Raw genomic sequence first — 16,916 nt, 5'->3', positions numbered from 1 at the left:
GCTGCCGGCGGCCCCATGACCGCCTATGCCGAGCTGCAGGTCACCACCAACTTCTCCTTCCTGCGCGGCGGGTCGCATCCGGAGGAGCTGGTGGAGACGGCGATCCTGCTGGGCCTGTCCGCCATCGCCGTGACCGACCGCAACACCCTGGCCGGGATCGTCCGCGGCCATGTCATCGCCAACCGCGACGAGGACCGGCAGAAGGCCTGCCGCATCCCCTACATCGTCGGCTGCCGGCTGGACCTGGCCGACGCGCCGAGCCTGTTGTGCTATCCGACCGACCGTGCGGCCTACGGCCGGCTGTGCCGGCTGCTGACCATCGGCAACCGGCGGGCGAAGAAGGGGCAGTGCGACCTTGCCTCCGCCGACCTGCCGCCCTGGCTGGACGGGCAGATCCTGGTGGCATTGCCGCCGGACCGGATCGACGACGCCTTCGCCGACCATCTGGCCCGGCTGCGGGCCGAGACACCGAAGCGCCTGTTCCTCGCCGCCAGCCACCGCTACCGCGGCGACGATGCCCGCCGCCTGGCCGATCTGGCCGAGCTGGCGCGGCGGGTGCGGGTGCCGCTGGTCGCCACCAACGACGTGCTGTACCACGTGCCGGAGCGGCGGCGGCTGCAGGACGTGGTCACCTGCATCCGCGAGCACTGCACCATCGACGACGCCGGCTGGCGGCTGGAGGCCAATGCCGAGCGGCACCTGAAGTCGCCCGGCGAGATGGCGCGGCTGTTCCGCGACCACCCCGAGGCGCTGGAGCGGACGGTCGAGATCGCCGAACGCTGCCGCTTCAGCCTGGACGAGCTGGGCTACGAGTATCCCGAGGAGATCGCCCCGGACGGCGTCTCGGCGCAGGAGCGGCTGGAGCAGCTGACCCGGGAGGGCGCGGCGCGGCGCTATCCCGGCGGCGTGCCCGAGAAGGTCCAGGCCCAGATCGACCGCGAGCTCGACCTGATCGGCCGGCGCGACTATGCCCCCTTCTTCCTGACCGTGGCCGACATCGTCGCCTTCGCCAGCCAGGAGAAGATCGGCATCCTGAACCAGGGCCGCGGCTCGGCGGCCAACAGCGTCGTCTGCTACTGCCTCGGCATCACCGCCATCGACCCGGTGCGGATGGACCTGCTGTTCGAACGCTTCGTCAGCGAGGAACGCCACGAGCCGCCCGACATCGACGTCGATTTCGAGCACGAGCGGCGCGAGGAGGTGATCCAGCACATCTACGAGAAGTTCGGCCGCCACCGCACCGCCCTGACCGCGACCGTGATCTGCTACCGCACCCGCGGCGCGGTGCGCGACGTCGGCAAGGCGATGGGCCTGTCGGAGGACATGATCGGCGCTCTGTCCGGCTCCGTCTGGGGCTGGAGCATGACCGGGCTGGACGAGGGCCAGGTGCGCGAGGCCGGGCTGGACCCGGCCGATCCCCGGCTGCGCCTGGCGCTGGAGCTCGCGGTCGAGCTGATGGGCTTTCCCCGCCATCTCAGCCAGCACACCGGCGGCTTCGTCTTCGCCCGACGGCGGCTGGACGAGATGGTGCCGATCGAGAACGCGGCGATGGACGACCGCACCGTCATCTGCTGGGACAAGGACGACCTCGACGCCGTCGGCATGCTGAAGGTCGATGTGCTGGCGCTGGGCATGCTCACCGCCCTGAAGCGCGGCTTCGACCTGATGAACAAGCATTATCCGGAGCGGTACCCGGAGCCGCTGACCCTCGGCATGACGCCGCGCGAGGATCCCGAGGTCTACGAGATGCTGAGCCGCGCCGATTCGATCGGCGTGTTCCAGGTCGAATCCCGGGCCCAGCAGTCGATGCTGCCGCGGCTGAAGCCGAAGACATTCTACGATCTGGTGATCGAGGTCGCGATCGTCCGGCCGGGGCCGATCCAGGGCGACATGGTGCACCCTTATCTGCGGCGCCGCGACGGGATCGAGCCGGTGACCTACCCCAAGCCGGAGATCCGCGGCGTCCTGGAGAAGACGCTGGGCGTGCCGCTGTTCCAGGAGCAGGGCATGAAGCTGGCCAGCGTCGCGGCGGGGTTCACGCCCGGCGAATCCGACCGGCTGCGCCGGGCCATGGCCACCTTCCGCAACGAGGGCACGATCCACCAGTACGAGCGGCGCTTCATCGACGGCATGATCGCCAACGGCTACGAGCGCGACTTCGCCGAGCGCTGCTTCAACCAGATCAAGGGCTTCGGCAGCTACGGCTTCCCCGAGGCGCATGCCGCCTCCTTCGCGCTGCTGGTCTATGAGAGCGCCTGGGTGAAGCACCACCACCCCGAGGTGTTCTGCTGCGCCCTGATCAACTCGCAGCCCATGGGCTTCTACGCCCCGGCCCAGCTGGTGCGCGACGCGCGCGAGCACGGCGTCGAGATCCGTCCGGTCGACGTCAACCGCAGCGACTGGGACTGCACCCTGGAACCCACCGGCGGCCGCGACCATGCCGTACGCCTGGGCCTGCGCCTGGTGAAGGGGCTGAACGAGGAGGAGGGCAAGAGGGTCATGGAACGGCGCGGCGCCGGCTACGCCTCGCCGGCCGACCTCGCCCGCCGCGCCGGCGTCTCCGCCCGCGCCCTGAACCGGCTGGCCGAGGCCGCCGCCTTCGGCTCGATGGGCCTCGACCGGCAGCAGGGGCTGTGGGCGGTCTCCGGGGTGGCGGGCGAGGCCCTGCCGCTGTTCGCCGCCCGGCCGGCCCAGCTGGCGCTGTTCGAGGAGCCGGAGGCCGAGCTGCCGCCCCTGCCGCCGGGGCTGGAGGTGCTGGAGGACTACGCCACCACCGGCCTGTCGCTGACCCGCCATCCCCTGGCGCTGCTGCGCCCGGCGCTCCAGCGGCTCGGCATCGTCCCGGCCCGCTTCCTGCGCGACGACGAGACCCGCGACGGCGCCCGCATCCGCATCGCCGGCATCGTGCTGTTCCGGCAGCGGCCGCAGACCGCCAAGGACACCATCTTCGTCACCATCGAGGACGAGAGCGGCGCCGCCAACATCGTGGTCTGGTCGCATGTGTCGGAGCAGTACCGCCGCGCCGTCTATGCCGGGCGCCTGCTGGCCTGCGAGGGCCGGGTGCAGAAGGTGGGCGAGGGCGAGCACATGGTGATCCATGTGGTCGCCGAGCGCTTCGTCGACTGGACCGACCAGCTGCCGGTCCTGGCCCGCGGCACCGACCAGGTGGTGCTCGACCCCGGCCACCAGTCCCGCCCCCGCGCCGACCCTGCCCGCGGCCACCGGGTGACGCTGAAGAGCCGGGATTTCAAATGAGGCGGGACGAGGCGCGACGCGCCTTCACCGCATATCATCGTAGGTTGGGTTCGCGGCAGCGAACCCAACAGGTTCATCGAATGGCGGGATGTTGGGTTCGCTCACGCGAACCCAATCTACGATGCCTGCCGGTAGAGCCCTACTTCCTGGGCCGCAGGGTCGGGAACAGGATGACGTCGCGGATCGAGGCGGAGTTGGTGACCAGCATCACCAGCCGGTCGATGCCGATGCCCATGCCGCCGGTCGGCGGCAGGCCGTATTCCAGCGCCGTGACGTAGTCGCGGTCCATCATCTGGGCCTCGTCGTCGCCGGCGTCGCGGGCCGCGACCTGGGCGGCGAAGCGCTCATACTGGTCCTGCGGGTCGCTGAGCTCGGAGAAGGCGTTGGCCAGCTCCCAGCCATTGGCATAGGTCTCGAACCGCTCGGTCAGGCGCGGGTCGCTGCGATGCGCCTTGGCCAGCGGCGAGATCTCCTTCGGCATGTCGGTGACATGGGTCGGCTGGATCAGCGTGTGCTCGACCGTCTCACCGAACACCAGCTCCACCACCTGGCCCCAGTTCTCCTTGCCCGAGACCTTGAGCTGCAGGCCCCGCGCGGCGGCCCTGGCCGCCTCGGCGTCCTCGATCTGCAGGAAGTCGACGCCGGTCGCCTCGCGCACCAGCTCGGTCATCGGGGCGCGGCGGAACTGGCCGCCGAACTCGATCCGGTGCTCGCCGAAGGTCACCGCGGTGCCGCCGGTCGCCGCCCTGGCCGCGGCGGCGAAGATGTCCTCGGCCAGCGCCATCATGTCGGTGTAGTCGGCATAGGCCTGGTACAGCTCGAGCATCGTGAACTCCGGATTGTGCCGGGTCGAGATGCCCTCGTTGCGGAAGTTGCGGTTGATCTCGAACACCCGCTCCGACACGCCGCCGACGATCAGGCGCTTCAGGTACAGCTCCGGCGCGATGCGCAGGTACAGGTCCATGTCGAGCGTGTTGTGATGCGTCACGAACGGCCGGGCCGAGGCCCCGCCCAGGATCGGGTGCAGCATCGGCGTCTCGACCTCGAGGAAGCCGCGCTCCTGCATCAGCCGGCGGATGTCGGCGACGATCCGGCTGCGGGCGCGGAAGGTCTCGCGGCTCTCCTCGCTCATGATCAGGTCGAGATAGCGCTGGCGGTAGCGCGCCTCGACATCGGTCAGGCCGTGGTACTTCTCCGGCAGCGGCAGCAGCGTCTTGGCCAAGAGGTCGACATGCTGGGCGTTGATGGTCAGCTCGCCGCGCTTGGTGCGGCGGATGAAGCCCTCGACCCCGATCAGGTCGCCGATGTCGAGCAGCCCGACCAGTTCCTGCGTCGCCGGGTCGGCATAGTCCTTGTGGCAGAACACCTGGATCTTGCCGCCGGCATCGTGCAGGTCGATGAACATGCCGCTGTTGCGGTAGGCGCGGATGCGGCCGGCGATGCGGACCACGTCTTCCGGCTTCTCCGCCTCGGCCGGCAGTTCGGCGTAGCGCGCCTGCAGCCCGGCGGCGTCGGCCGTCTTCTCGTAATGGTAGGGGTAGGGGTCGATCCCCTTCGCCCGCAGCGCCCGCAGTTTCTCCAGCCGCGGCGTCTTCAGCGGGTTGTCGGCATCGTCGTGCGGGGCGCGGACGCTCTCGACGCTGTCGGACATGATCGGGACTCCAGGGGCAGGGAACGACAAGGCGGACGAACGGGGATCGCGTCCTCTACCCGCCGCACCCCGGGGGTGCAAGCCGGTTCCGCGCATGGCCCCCTTCTTCTTCCCGGAACGGCAAGCATTTTCGATATCCGAATGTTTCACGACTGTTTATGAGAAACGGAGCATACTTGCGTATTGAAGCCGGCGTCGTACCGACCGGCGGTCGCGAGCAGTGAGGGCGTTGGCGATGAGAGACCGTATTTCCCGAATGGCCGTGGCGGTCACCCTGGCCGCGACCGGCCTGACCGCCTGCTCCGATCTCACCGACATCACGCCCTGGGCCTATCCGACCGAACCCGAGACCGCGCAGCAGGCCGCGCAGGTCGAGCCGCAGCCGGCGGCCGTGCCGCCGGCCTACACCGCGCCGCGGGTGATCGCGGCCGCGCCGGCCCCGGTGTCGCCCCCGCCGCCCACCGTGACCTATGCGCCGCCGCGCACCGCCCCGGCCGCCGTGGTCGCGGCCCCGCCGCGCGTGGTTGCCGCCGCGCCGCCGGTGGCGGTCGCCGCCGCTGCCCCGCGAGTGGTCCGGCCGGCGCCGCCGGCGCGGGTGACGCCGCCACCGTCGCCGCCCGTCGTGATCTCGGCACCCGCCGCGACCACCGTCTATGTCCCGGCCCAGCCGATGCTGACCGAGAAGAGCGGCCTGATCGACTTCGTGCTGTCCGACGCCTCTGGCCGGCCCGACGGCGTGATCCTGAAGGACAAGACCGTGATCCGCTTCTCTCCGGCCTTTGCCCTGGCCATGGACCCCGACCGCAGCCGCCTGGCCCCCGGCCGGCCGCTCGTGGTGCGCGGCACCGTCTCCGGCGGCCGCAGGGCCCCGGTGCTGAACGCGGTCGAGATGGGCAGCGACATCTACTCGATGGTGACGCTCGGCTATTAGCCTTGGAGCGGGCGTTGCACCTGGTGCAGGAATAGGCCTCCCGAGGCCCAGTCCGGAGCGCCGTGACCCTGTCCCTGCCCCCTCTCCCGATCGATGCGTCACTGCCGCAGTTGCGCACGGCGCTGGCCGAGCGCGGCCGCGCCGTGCTGCAGGCGCCGCCCGGCGCCGGCAAGACCACGCGGGTGCCGCTGGCGCTGCTGGGCGAGCCCTGGCTGGACGGCAAGATCGTGATGCTGGAACCCCGGCGGATCGCGGCCCGCGCCGCCGCCGGCCACATGGCGACGCTGCTGGGCGAGAAGCCCGGCGATACCGTCGGCTACCGCATCCGCATGGACCGCAGGGTCGGGCCGGACACCCGGATCGAGGTGGTGACCGAGGGCATCCTGACCCGGATGCTGCAGGACGACCCGGCACTGGAGGGCGTCGGCGCCGTGATCTTCGACGAGTTCCACGAGCGCAGCCTGAACGCCGATCTCGGCCTGGCCCTGGCGCTGGAGACGGCCGAGCTGCGCGACGACCTGCGCCTGCTGGTGATGTCGGCGACGCTGGACGGCGGGCCGGTGGCGCGCCTGCTGGGCGACGCGCCGGTCGTCACCTCCGAGGGCCGGGCTTTCCCGGTGGAGACGCAGCATCGCCCGCCCCGCGCCGGCGAGGCGATCGAGGACGCGGTCGCCCGGGCCGTGCGCGACGCGCTGGCGGAGGAGACGGGCAGCCTGCTGGTGTTCCTGCCCGGCGCCCGCGAGATCCGGCGGGTGCAGGCGAAGCTGGCCGGGCTGGGCGACGGCGTGGCCGTGGCGCCGCTCTACGGCGACCTGCCGGCGGCGGCACAGGACCAGGCGATCCGCCCGGCGCCGGCCGGGACACGCAAGGTGGTGCTGGCGACCAACATCGCCGAGACCAGCCTGACCATCGAAGGCGTGCGGGTGGTGATCGACAGCGGCCTGGCCCGGGCACCGCGCTTCGACCCGCGCACCGGCATGAGCCGGCTGGAGACGGTGACCATCGCCCGCGCCGCCGCCGACCAGCGCCGCGGCCGCGCCGGGCGGACGGAACCGGGCGTGTGCTGGCGCCTGTGGGCCAAGGCCGGCGAGGGCGCCATGGCGCCGTTCGATCCGCCCGAGATCCTGGTCGCCGACCTGGCGCCGCTGGCGCTGGAGCTGGCCCTATGGGGTGTGGGCGGGGGCGGCGGCGACCTGGCCTGGCTGGACCCGCCGCCGGCCGCGGCCCTGGCCCAGGCCCGGGCGCTGCTGGCCGATCTCGGCGCCATCGACGCGGCCGAGGGCCCCCAGATTCGGCCGACCGCGCATGGCAAGGCGATGGCGAGGCTGCCGCTGCATCCGCGTCTCGCTCACATGGTGCTGCGGGCCAAGGCCGATGGAATCGGCGGCACGGCGGCGGAGCTGGCGGCGATCCTGGAAGGCCGCCGCCCGTCATCGGAGACCGATCTGCGGGCCTCGCTCGAGGTCCTGCATCGCGATCGCGGCGACCCGGCCGTCGCCCGGCTGCGCGAGGCGGCGCGCGACATCGCCCGCCGCTTCGACCTGAAGGGCGGCGGCAGGCCCGAGGACGCGGGAGCCCTGCTGGCGCTGGCCTATCCCGACCGCGTGGCCAAGCGCCGGCCGGGCGGTCGCGGCAGCGTCCTCCTGGCCAATGGCCGGGGCGCGACGCTGCGGGAGGGCGATCCGCTGGCCGGCGCCGACTATCTCGCGGTCGCCGAGACCGACGATGCCGGGCGCGAGGCCCGCATCCTGGCGGCGGCACCGCTGGACGAGGCGACGCTGGAGGCGGTGCTGGGCGACCGCATCGCCTGGGTCGAGACAGTCGCCTGGGATGCCGCCGAGCAGGTCGTGGCCGCCCGCCGCCAGCGCCGGCTGGGCGCGCTGGTGCTGGCCGATGCGGCTCTGCCGAACCCGGATCCCGCTTCCGTCGCCGCGGCGCTGCTGGAGGGGGTGCGGCGGCTCGGCCTCGACGCCCTGCCCTGGCGCGACGGCGCGGTGGCGCTGCGCCGGCGCGTCGGCTTCGCCCGGGCGCTGGAGGGCGAGGCCTGGCCCGACTGGTCGGATGCGGCGCTGACCGAGACGCTGGAGGAGTGGCTGGGGCCGCATCTCGGCGGGATGCGGCGGCGCAGCGATCTCGACCGGCTGGACTTGGCGCAGATCCTCGCGACGTCGCTGGGCTGGGAACGGCAGCGCGCGCTCGACGCCCTGGCGCCGGGCACGATCCCGATTCCCAGCGGTCGCCGCGCTGCGCTGGACTATGCCGATCCGGCCCAGCCGGTGCTGGCGGTGAAGCTGCAGGAGATGTTCGGCCAGGCCGAGACACCGCGCGTCGGGGGCGGCCGGGTGCCGGTCGCGATCCATCTGCTGTCCCCGGCCGGGCGGCCGCTGCAGGTGACCCGCGACCTCGCCGGCTTCTGGGCCGGCAGCTATGCCGAGGTGCGCAAGGACATGCGCGGCCGCTATCCCCGGCACCCCTGGCCCGACGACCCGCTGGCCGCCCCGGCCACGGCCCGGGCCAAGCCGCGGGGAACCTGAAGCCATGGCCGCCGCGGACCCGTCGCTCGATGCCGCCGTCGCCGCCAGCCCTGCCGCCGGCATCTCGGGTCGCGACCGGCGGACCATCGCCCGGATCCTGCGCGTCAACCATGCCGGAGAATACGGCGCGATCCGGATCTACGGCGCGCAGATCGCCGTCGCCCGCCGGCTGTGGCCGGATCTAGTGACGCGCCTGGAGGCGATGCGGGCCGACGAGATCCGGCATTGCCGCCTGTTCCGCGGCGCCATGCCGACCCGCGGCTCCCGCCCCTGCCGGGTGATGCGGCTGTGGAGCCTGGGCGGCATCGTCCTGGGCTTCGCCACCGCGCTGGCCGGGCGGCGGACGATCTGGATCTGCACCGCCGCGGTCGAGGCCGCGGTGCACCGCCATCTCGGCGACCAGCTGCACTTCCTGGCGGGCAAGGATGACGGCGTCGGCGCCATCATCCGCGACATCAATGTCGAGGAGATCGCTCATCTGCGCACGGCCGAGGCGCAGCTGGGGCCCGGCCATGCCCGGGGGCGGCTCTATGCGCTGATCGCCGTGATCACCGACCTGCTGATCTGGCTGTCGACCTGGGGTGATTCCGCCCGCATGGCCCGGGCTATATTCGCCCCATCAGCACCAGGATCAGCAGGACGATGACGATCACCCCGAGGATCCCGCTCGGCCCGTAGCCCCAGCCGCTGCTGTACGGCCAGGACGGGAAGGCGCCGATCAGGAGGATGATCAGGATGACCAGCAGAATGGTTCCGATGCCCATGACGGCACCTCGCGTTGTTCGCGCTGATTCTCTCAATAGGAGCTGGGAAATGTGAGTTCCTGCCGGCCGGGCCGATCAGTCGCGCTTGGACCGCATCGCCACCGCGCCGATCGCCGCCGCCAGGACCAGCCCGGCGACGAAGCCGATGCCCATGCCCCAGAGACCGATGCTGCCGCTGCCGAGGAGGTGCCCGGCCACGGCGCCGGCCAGCGCCAGGATGAAGGGCAGGAAGCAGCCGATCAGGACCATCGCGTCACCTTCGTCTTTCGCCCCCGATCCGGTTAGAGCGGAGTTGCGACCATTCGTCGAGCCCTCGTCCCCTTGCGCCGCCCGCCGGGGTCGGCCACAAGGGCTGAACCTCCCGACACGGCGGCGACCATGGCCACGCCCCAGGCCGAAGACGCGACAATCTCCCCGCCCCAGCGCCCTTTCCTGCGCCGGCAGCTGCTGCGCCTGCATCTGTGGACCCGGCTGCGCAGCGCCGTGCGCGCCAACGACATCGCCCTGCCGCTGCTGGCGGTGGCGATCGGCGTGGTCGTCGGCCTCGCCGTGGTCGCCCTGCGCTGGGGGCTGCAGCTCGTGCACGAGCTGCTGTTCGGCCTGCCGAGCGGCCAGCGCCTGAGCGCCAGCATCGACACCAGCCCGATGCTGACCGTGCTGGTGCCGGTGCTGGGCGGCCTGGCCTTCGGCGCCGCGATGTGGGCGATCAGCCGCTGGCGCCCCCGCCCGCCGGTCGACCCGATCGAGGCCAATGCCCTCTATGGCGGCCGGATGTCGCTGCGCGACGGCTTCGTCGTCGCCGGCGCCACGCTGATGTCCAGCGGCGTTGGCGCCTCGGTCGGCATGGAGGCCGGCTACACCCAGATCGGCGGCGGCTTCGCCTCGCGCATCGGCCAGATCTTCCGGCTGCGCCGGGCCGATCTGCGCACCATCGTCGGCTGCGGCACCGCCGCCGCCATCGCGGCTGCTTTCGACGCGCCGCTGGCCGGCACCTTCTACGCCTTCGAGCTGATCATGGGCGCCTACACCGCGGCGACGCTGGCGCCGGTGGTTGCGGCGGCGCTGGCGGCCACGGCGGTGGAGCGGGTGCTGCTGGACGAGGGCCCGTTCCTGACGGTGACCTGGACCACCGGCCTGCACGCCGGCGACTACGCGATCTTCGTCCTGATCGGCCTGGCCTGCGCCGGCCTGGGCATCCTGATGATGCAGGGCGTCACCTGGACCGAGCGGGCGATGCGCCGGCTGGCCCTGCCGCAGATCCTGCGCCCCGCCGTGGGCGGGCTGATCGTCGGGCTGATGGCGCTGCGCTTCCCGGAGGTGCTGAGCTCCGGCCACGGCGCGCTCTATGCCGACCTGACCCTGGCGCCGCCCCTGACCGCCCTGGCCCTGCTGCTGGTCGCCAAGACGGCGGCGGCGGCGATCTCGCTCGGCGCCGGCTTCCGCGGCGGCCTGTTCTTCACCTCTCTCCTGACTGGCGCGCTGTTCGGCGGCATCCTGGCCCAGCTGACGGCGCTGGCCCTGCCCGGCCATCCGGTCGAGCACCTGGCCTATTCCCTGGTCGGCATGGCCTCGATGGCGGCCGCGGTGATCGGCGGGCCCCTGACCATGACCTTCCTGGCGCTGGAGCTGAGCGGCGATTTCTCCGTCACCATCGGCGTGATGGTCGGGGTGGTGGTCGCGGCCGCGGTGGTGCGGCACCTGTTCGGCTATTCCTTCGCCACCTGGCGCTTCCACCTGCGCGGCGAGGCGATCCGCGGCGCCCAGGATGTGGGCTGGATCCGCGACCTGACCGTCGCCCGGCTGATGCGCCGCGACGCCCGCAGCGTGCCGGAGACGACGACGGTGGCCGATTTCCGCAAGCAGTTCCCGGTCGGGTCGACCCAGCGCGTCTTCGTCACCGATGCCGCCGGCCGCGCCGCCGGCGTGGTGCAGGTGTCGGATGCGCACAATTCCGACCACGACGCCGAGGCGGAGACCGCCGAGATCGGCACGCTGCGCCACGCCGCCGCCTATATCCTGCTGCCCGGCCAGACCATCCGCACGGCGCTGGAGCTGTTCCAGGCGGCGGAGACCGAGACCCTGCCGGTGGTCAGCGACGCGCAGGAGCGGCGGATCATCGGCTATGTCAGCGAGGCCTACGCCCTGCGCCGCTACAGCGAGGAGCTGGAGCGCCGCCGGGCCGAGGATGTCGGCGAGCGCTGGTTCCGGTCGACGGAATGAAGGCTCACGGCAGTTCCTTCACCGAATGCGGATCGATCGAATAGGGGAAGGTCTCGGCCAGGAAGCGCGGCTGCGACCGGACCCGGTCGATCCAGGCCGTCACATGCGGGAAGTCGGCCAGCGGCAACTCTGCCTCTTCCGCCCGATGGACATAGGCGAAGACGGCGATGTCGGCGACGCAGTAGGCCGGCCCGGCCAGCCAGGCGCGCTGCGCCAGCTCGCGGTCCAGGATCGCCAGCGTCTTCAGCGAGCCGTCGCGCTTGGCCTCGACCAGCGCGGCCGGGCGGCGCGCGATCTTGCCGGTCATGGTCCAGTGCCGCAGCGTCGCGATGGTGGACTGCACGTAATCGCCCTCGAAAGACAGCCATTGCAGCACCTTGGCCCGGGCGAAGCGGTCGTCCGACAGGTAGGCCGTGCCCTCGGCCAGGAAGACCAGGATGGCGGCGGATTCGGCGATCACCCGTCCGTCGTCCAGCTTGATCGCCGGCACCGCGCCGGTCGGATTGACCGCCAGGTATTCCGGCTGCTGGCCTTCGCCCTCGAAGATGCCGATGATCTCGGTGCGCCAGGGCCGCTGCAGATGCGACAGCAGCAGCCGGACCTTGTAGGCGTTCTGCGACGGCAGGTAGTCGTAGAGGGTGATCATGGGCATCCTCGGGCGGGTGAGGCCTGGAGGATCGCACCACGCCGCGGCCGCGCCACCCCGCTTCTTGCGCCGAATTCGGCCGCAAGGGACGGATCGGCCGCCGCGGCAGGACGAGAGAGGATGGCGCCATCGCATGACGGGAGCCGGAGCATGACGGCGGATCTGTTCGACAGCCTTCCCGGATCGGGGCCGGAGGAGGAGCCGTTGGCCGAAGGCGCGGTGCTGCTGCGCGGCTTCGCCCGCGACCGGGCCGAGGCGCTGGTCGCGGCGGTGCGGGCGGTGGAGGCTGTGGCTCCGTTCCGCCACCTGGTCACGCCCGGCGGCTACCGCATGTCGGTGGCGATGACCAATTGCGGCCGGGTCGGCTGGGTCAGCGACCGCAGCGGCTATCGCTACGACCCCGACGACCCGATCGCCGGCCGCCCCTGGCCGGAGATGCCACCGGTCTTCGCCGAGCTGGCCGACGCCGCCTCGGTCAAGGCCGGCTTCGGCCCCTTCGCGCCCGACGCCTGCCTGATCAACAGGTACGAGCCCGGATCGCGCCTGTCGCTGCACCAGGATCGGGACGAGCGCGACACCGGCGCGCCGATCGTCTCGGTCTCGCTGGGCCTGCCCGCGACCTTCCTGTTCGGCGGGCTGCAGCGCAGCGACCCGACGCGCCGGGTGCGGGTGGAGCATGGCGACGTGGCGGTCTGGGGCGGGCCGGCGCGGCTGGCCTTCCACGGTGTCGCCCCGCTGCCGGACGGCAGCCATGCGATTCTGGGCCGCCAGCGGATCAACCTGACCTTTCGGAAGGCCCTCTGATGCCGGTATGAAAGCCGGGTCGATCGGGACGGGAGCACGCTGCAGGATGCTTCAGGGCAAGGTCATTCTGGTCACCGGATCGTCTTCCGGCATCGGCCTGGCGATCGCCCGCGCGGCGCGGGACGAGGGCGCCACCGTGGTGGTGCACGGCATCGAGGCGGAGGCGCTGGCCCAGGCCGCGGCGGAGCTCGGTGCCGCCTCGGTGCTGGCCGACCTGACCGCGCCGGACGTGGCGGCGACCGTCATCGAGACGGTCCTGCGCGCCCATGGCCGGATCGACGGGCTGGTGAACAACGCCGCGTCCCTGGCCCGCACGACGCTGGAGCAGGCCGACGACGACGCCTTCGACGCCATCTTCGCGGTCAACGCCCGCGCGCCCCTGCTGCTGTGCCGCGAGGCGGTGCGCGCCTTCCGCGCCCAGGGCAGCGGCGGCGCCATCGTCAACATCGGCTCGGTCAACGCCCTGTGCGGCCAGGACAACCTGCTGGTCTATTCCATGTCCAAGGCGGCGCTGATGACCATGACGCGCAACCTGGGCGACGGGCTGTCGGCCGAGCGCATCCGGGTGAACCAGCTGAATGTCGGCTGGACCCTGACCGAGACCGAGCGCGCGATCCAGCGCCGCGAGGGCCGGCCCGACGACTGGGCCGAGCACATCCCGCCGGCCTTGGCCCCCACGGGGCGCATCCTGCGGCCGGAGGAGGTGGCGCAGCATGCGGTGTTCTGGCTGTCCGACCGGTCGGCGCCGGTCACCGGCCAGGTGTACGAGGTCGAGCAGTACCCGCTGATCGGCCGCAACAAGATCAACACGCGATGAGGGGCTGGAGACGATGAAGGAGACCTGGCGCTGGTTCGGCCCGAACGACCCGGTGACGCTGGACCATGTCAAGCAGGCGGGGGCCAGCGGCATCGTCACCGCCCTGCACCACCGGCAGGACGGCAGCGTCTGGCCGGCCGGGGAGATCGCCGAGCGCAAGACGGTGATCGAGGCCGCGGGCCTGGCGTGGTCGGTGGTCGAGAGCATCCCGCTGCCCGACGCGGTCAAGACCGGCGGCGCCGGCGCGGCCGAGGCGATCGCCGTCTTCGCCCAGTCGCTGCGCAACGTCGCCGCGGCCGGGGTGACGACCGTCTGCTACAACTTCATGCCGGTGGTCGACTGGACCCGCACCAACCTGATGTGGCGGCTGCCGACCACAGGCTACGCCCTGCGCTTCGACGCGGTCGACATGGCCGCCTATGACGCCTTCATCCTGAAGCGCCGCGGCGCCGAGGCCGACCACCGGCCCGAGGTGCTGGCCCGCGCCCGCGACCGCGTGGCGGCGATGAGCGAGAGCGAGCAGGCGGAGCTGGAGAAGACCATCATCGCCGGCCTGCCGGGCGTGGCCGGCGCGGTCAACGACCGGGCCGGGTTCGAGCGCCGTTTGGCCGCCTATGCCGGGATCACCGCCGACGACTTCCGGGCGAACTACAAGGCCTTCCTGGCCGCCGTCGTGCCGGTGGCGGAGGAGGTGGGCGCCCGCCTGGCGGTGCATCCGGACGACCCGCCCTTCCCGCTGTTCGGCCTGCCGCGCATCGTCTCCACCCCCGCCGACGCCCGCGCCATCCTGGCCATGGTCGACCGGCCGGCGAACGGGCTGACGCTGTGCGTCGGCTCCTACGGCTCGCGGCCGGACAACGACCTGGCGGCGATGGCGCGGGAGTTCGCGCCGCGCATCCACTTCGCCCATCTGCGCAACGTCACGGTCGAGCCCGACGGCTCCTTCTTCGAGGACGAGCACCTGGAAGGCGGCGCCGACATGGTGGCGGTGATCGACGCGCTGATGGCGGAGGAGCGGGCGCGCCAGGCGGTCGGCCGGGCGGATTGGGAGATCCCGATGCGGCCCGACCACGGCCATCTCCTGGCCGACGACGTGCACAAGAAGACCAATCCCGGCTATTCGCTGATCGGCCGGCTGAAGGGGCTGGCCGAGCTGCGCGGCGTCGCGCGGGCCATCGGCCAGCTGCGCGGCGCGGCATGACCGACACGGTCGATGCGGTGGTGGTCGGCGCCGGGGTGGTCGGCCTGGCCGTCGCCCGGGCGCTGGCCCGGGCCGGGCAGGAGGTGATCATCCTGGAGGCGGCGGACGCCTTCGGCACCGAGACCTCGGCCCGCAACAGCGAGGTGATCCATGCCGGCATCTACTACCCGCAGGGCAGCCTGAAGGCCCGGCACTGCGTCGCCGGCCGCCGGGCGCTGTACCGCTATTGCGAGGAGCACGGCGTCACCGCCAGGCGCTGCGGCAAGCTGATCGTCGCCACCGACGAGCAGGAGGCCGCGACGCTGGTCCGGATCGAGGCGGCCGCCCGGGCCAACGGCCTGACCGGCGAGGACGACGCGCTGCGGCCGCTGACCGCGGACGAGGCGCATGCGCTGGAGCCGGAGATCGCCTGCACCGCGGCGCTGTTCTCGCCCTCCACCGGCATCGTCGACAGCCACGGGCTGATGCTGGCGCTGCTGGGCGACGCCGAGGCGCGGGGGGCGATGATCGCCTATCACAGCCGGCTGGAATCGGCGGCCGTCACGCCCGGGGGGCTGCATCTGGAGATCGCGACCGAGGATGGCGGCATGGCGCTGCTGGCCCGCCGCGTGGTGAACTCGGCCGGCCTGTCGGCCCCGGCCGTCGCCCGCCGCATCGCCGGGGTGCCCGAGGCATCGGTGCCGCAGCCCTATCTGGCCAAGGGCAACTATTTCGGCCTGTCCGGCCGGCCGCCCTTCCGCCACCTGATCTACCCGGTGCCGGTGCCCGGTGGGCTCGGCACCCATGCCACGATCGACCTGGGCGGCCGGGTGCGCTTCGGCCCCGACGTCGAATGGGTCGACACGCTGGACTACCGGGTCGATCCGGCGCGGGCGGAGAGCTTCTACGCCGCGATCCGCCGCTACTGGCCGGCGCTGCCGGACGGGGCGTTGCTGCCGGACTATTCCGGCATCCGCCCGAAGATCACCCCGCCCGGCGCCGCCGCGGCGGATTTCGTGATCCAGGGGCCGGAGGGGCATGGCGTGCCCGGCCTGGTCAACCTGTTCGGCATCGAGAGCCCGGGCCTGACCTCGAGCCTGTCGATCGCCGACGAGGTGGTGCAGCGGCTGGGGCTATCGGCGTAGGTTGGGCTCGCCGCAGGCGAACCCGACAGCATCCAAGCCATCGGCCGGATGTTGGGTTCGCGCCGCGAACCCAACCTACGAGCGGGTCAGGCCGCCCGCGCTGCCTTCTGGAACCGCGCCGGGGTGACGCCGTACGCGCCCTTGAAACGGCGCGTCAGATGGGCCTGGTCGGTGAAGCCGGTGGCCGCCGCCACCTGGGCCGGGGCCTCGCCCGCCGCCAGCATCCGCTTCGCCCGCTCCAGCCGGATCCAGCGCAGATAGGTCGCCGGCGCCGCGCCGTAGCGCCGGGTGAAGGCGCGGGACATGTGGAAGCGGCTGAGCCCCGCCACGGCGGCGAGATCGTCGGCGGTGATGTCGTCGCCCAAATGGGCGTGCAGATGGTCGCGCACCCGCGCCAGCGCCGCATCGGCGGGGCGGGACAGGCCGGGCGCCGGCGCCCCGGCCTGGCGATGGGCCAGCCCCACCACCATCGCCGCCAGCGCCTCGGACCGCGCCAGCGTCGCCCCCGGCTCGGCGAAAGCGTCGACGGCGCGGGCGATCAGCGCCGCGAGAACGGGGTCCTCGGACAGGATGTTGGGGAAGGCCAGGGCCCAGGGCGGGCGGATGCCGGCATCGTCGAGCACCGCCGCCACCGTCTCCGGCGCGATGTAGAGCATCCGGTACAGGAAGCCCTCGGCGTTGGTCGCGTGGCCGTCATGGATCTCGGCCGGGTTGAAGGTGATCACCGATCCCGGCCGGGTGCGGTGCGTGCCGCCGCGGCAGAAGAAGCTCTGCGACCCCGCCTCGGTCAGGCCGATGGCATAGGTCTCGTGCGCGTGCCGCTCGTAGCAATGGGCGGTGAAATGGGCGCGGAACCGCTCGACGCCGAAGCGCCGGTCCAGCCCGACCGTGACCCATTCGCCGCTGTCCATGGCCGCATGTTAGGCCGCTCGGAGCACCACCGCCACAGCACGATCGTACAAGCCGGGC

Annotated in this window: 14 protein-coding genes; 9 read left to right on the top strand and 5 right to left on the bottom strand. The window is 72.4% G+C overall.

Going from position 1 to position 16,916, the window contains the following annotated elements:
• Positions 1-15 precede the first annotated feature (15 nt).
• Positions 16-3,255, top strand: coding sequence for an error-prone DNA polymerase (locus ACFW16_RS04045; protein ID WP_380302116.1), 3,240 nt, complete (start codon positions 16-18; stop codon positions 3,253-3,255).
• A gap of 139 nt (positions 3,256-3,394) precedes the next feature.
• On the opposite strand, the gene lysS is transcribed toward ACFW16_RS04045, so the two are convergent.
• Positions 3,395-4,906 (bottom strand): lysine--tRNA ligase, encoded by a 1,512-nt coding sequence (lysS, locus tag ACFW16_RS04040; protein ID WP_380302114.1) that lies wholly within the window; start codon positions 4,904-4,906, stop codon positions 3,395-3,397.
• A 256-nt stretch (positions 4,907-5,162) separates the two neighbouring features.
• On the opposite strand from lysS, the gene ACFW16_RS04035 reads away from it, so the two are divergent.
• The 3 genes from ACFW16_RS04035 to ACFW16_RS04025 all read left to right on the top strand — a co-directional run bounded on the left by ACFW16_RS04035 (position 5,163) and on the right by ACFW16_RS04025 (position 9,017).
• Complete coding sequence (locus tag ACFW16_RS04035) at positions 5,163-5,837, top strand: hypothetical protein (protein ID WP_380302112.1); 675 nt, start codon at positions 5,163-5,165, stop codon at positions 5,835-5,837.
• 62 nt (positions 5,838-5,899) lie between these two features.
• On the top strand, positions 5,900-8,371 hold the full coding sequence (gene hrpB / locus ACFW16_RS04030) for an ATP-dependent helicase HrpB (protein ID WP_380302110.1): 2,472 nt from the start codon (positions 5,900-5,902) through the stop codon (positions 8,369-8,371).
• A 4-nt stretch (positions 8,372-8,375) separates the two neighbouring features.
• Complete coding sequence (locus ACFW16_RS04025) at positions 8,376-9,017, top strand: demethoxyubiquinone hydroxylase family protein (protein ID WP_380302108.1); 642 nt, start codon at positions 8,376-8,378, stop codon at positions 9,015-9,017.
• Here the strand turns inward: ACFW16_RS04025 and ACFW16_RS04020 are convergent.
• Together ACFW16_RS04020 and ACFW16_RS04015 are read right to left on the bottom strand one after the other, a co-directional pair.
• Positions 8,977-9,129 carry a DUF3309 family protein gene (locus ACFW16_RS04020; RefSeq protein ID WP_380302405.1) on the bottom strand — a complete coding sequence of 51 codons (153 nt, stop codon included), beginning with the start codon at positions 9,127-9,129 and terminating at the stop codon, positions 8,977-8,979. The genes ACFW16_RS04025 and ACFW16_RS04020 overlap by 41 nt on opposite strands.
• A gap of 81 nt (positions 9,130-9,210) precedes the next feature.
• Complete coding sequence (locus tag ACFW16_RS04015; protein WP_380302106.1) at positions 9,211-9,384, bottom strand: hypothetical protein; 174 nt, start codon at positions 9,382-9,384, stop codon at positions 9,211-9,213.
• A 129-nt stretch (positions 9,385-9,513) separates the two neighbouring features.
• On the opposite strand from ACFW16_RS04015, the gene ACFW16_RS04010 reads away from it, so the two are divergent.
• The gene (locus tag ACFW16_RS04010) at positions 9,514-11,355 is read left to right on the top strand and encodes a chloride channel protein (RefSeq protein ID WP_380302105.1); all 1,842 of its coding nucleotides are present in this window, start codon (positions 9,514-9,516) and stop codon (positions 11,353-11,355) included.
• A 4-nt stretch (positions 11,356-11,359) separates the two neighbouring features.
• On the opposite strand, the gene ACFW16_RS04005 is transcribed toward ACFW16_RS04010, so the two are convergent.
• Complete coding sequence (locus tag ACFW16_RS04005) at positions 11,360-12,001, bottom strand: glutathione S-transferase family protein (protein ID WP_380302103.1); 642 nt, start codon at positions 11,999-12,001, stop codon at positions 11,360-11,362.
• A 150-nt stretch (positions 12,002-12,151) separates the two neighbouring features.
• On the opposite strand from ACFW16_RS04005, the gene alkB reads away from it, so the two are divergent.
• The 4 genes from alkB to ACFW16_RS03985 are packed head-to-tail and all read left to right on the top strand — an operon-like array spanning position 12,152 to position 15,947.
• The gene (alkB, locus tag ACFW16_RS04000) at positions 12,152-12,805 is read left to right on the top strand and encodes a DNA oxidative demethylase AlkB (RefSeq protein ID WP_380302101.1); all 654 of its coding nucleotides are present in this window, start codon (positions 12,152-12,154) and stop codon (positions 12,803-12,805) included.
• 46 nt (positions 12,806-12,851) lie between these two features.
• Positions 12,852-13,622 carry an SDR family oxidoreductase gene (locus tag ACFW16_RS03995; RefSeq protein ID WP_380302099.1) on the top strand — a complete coding sequence of 257 codons (771 nt, stop codon included), beginning with the start codon at positions 12,852-12,854 and terminating at the stop codon, positions 13,620-13,622.
• Between the two features lie 13 nt (positions 13,623-13,635).
• Complete coding sequence (gene uxuA, locus ACFW16_RS03990) at positions 13,636-14,823, top strand: mannonate dehydratase (RefSeq protein ID WP_380302097.1); 1,188 nt, start codon at positions 13,636-13,638, stop codon at positions 14,821-14,823.
• Positions 14,820-15,947, top strand: coding sequence for an NAD(P)/FAD-dependent oxidoreductase (locus ACFW16_RS03985; protein WP_380302095.1), 1,128 nt, complete (start codon positions 14,820-14,822; stop codon positions 15,945-15,947). The genes uxuA and ACFW16_RS03985 overlap by 4 nt, the downstream gene beginning before the upstream one ends.
• 86 nt (positions 15,948-16,033) lie before the next feature.
• On the opposite strand, the gene ACFW16_RS03980 is transcribed toward ACFW16_RS03985, so the two are convergent.
• Positions 16,034-16,858: an AraC family ligand binding domain-containing protein gene (locus ACFW16_RS03980; protein ID WP_380302094.1), complete on the bottom strand. Its 825-nt coding sequence runs from the start codon at positions 16,856-16,858 to the stop codon at positions 16,034-16,036.
• Positions 16,859-16,916: the final 58 nt, after the last annotated feature.

Source organism: Inquilinus sp. NPDC058860 (assembly GCF_042743185.1).
Taxonomy (GTDB): domain Bacteria; phylum Pseudomonadota; class Alphaproteobacteria; order DSM-16000; family Inquilinaceae; genus Inquilinus.
The sequence above is the reverse complement of the archived record's forward strand: the minus strand, read 5'-3'. Positions and strand labels throughout refer to the sequence as shown.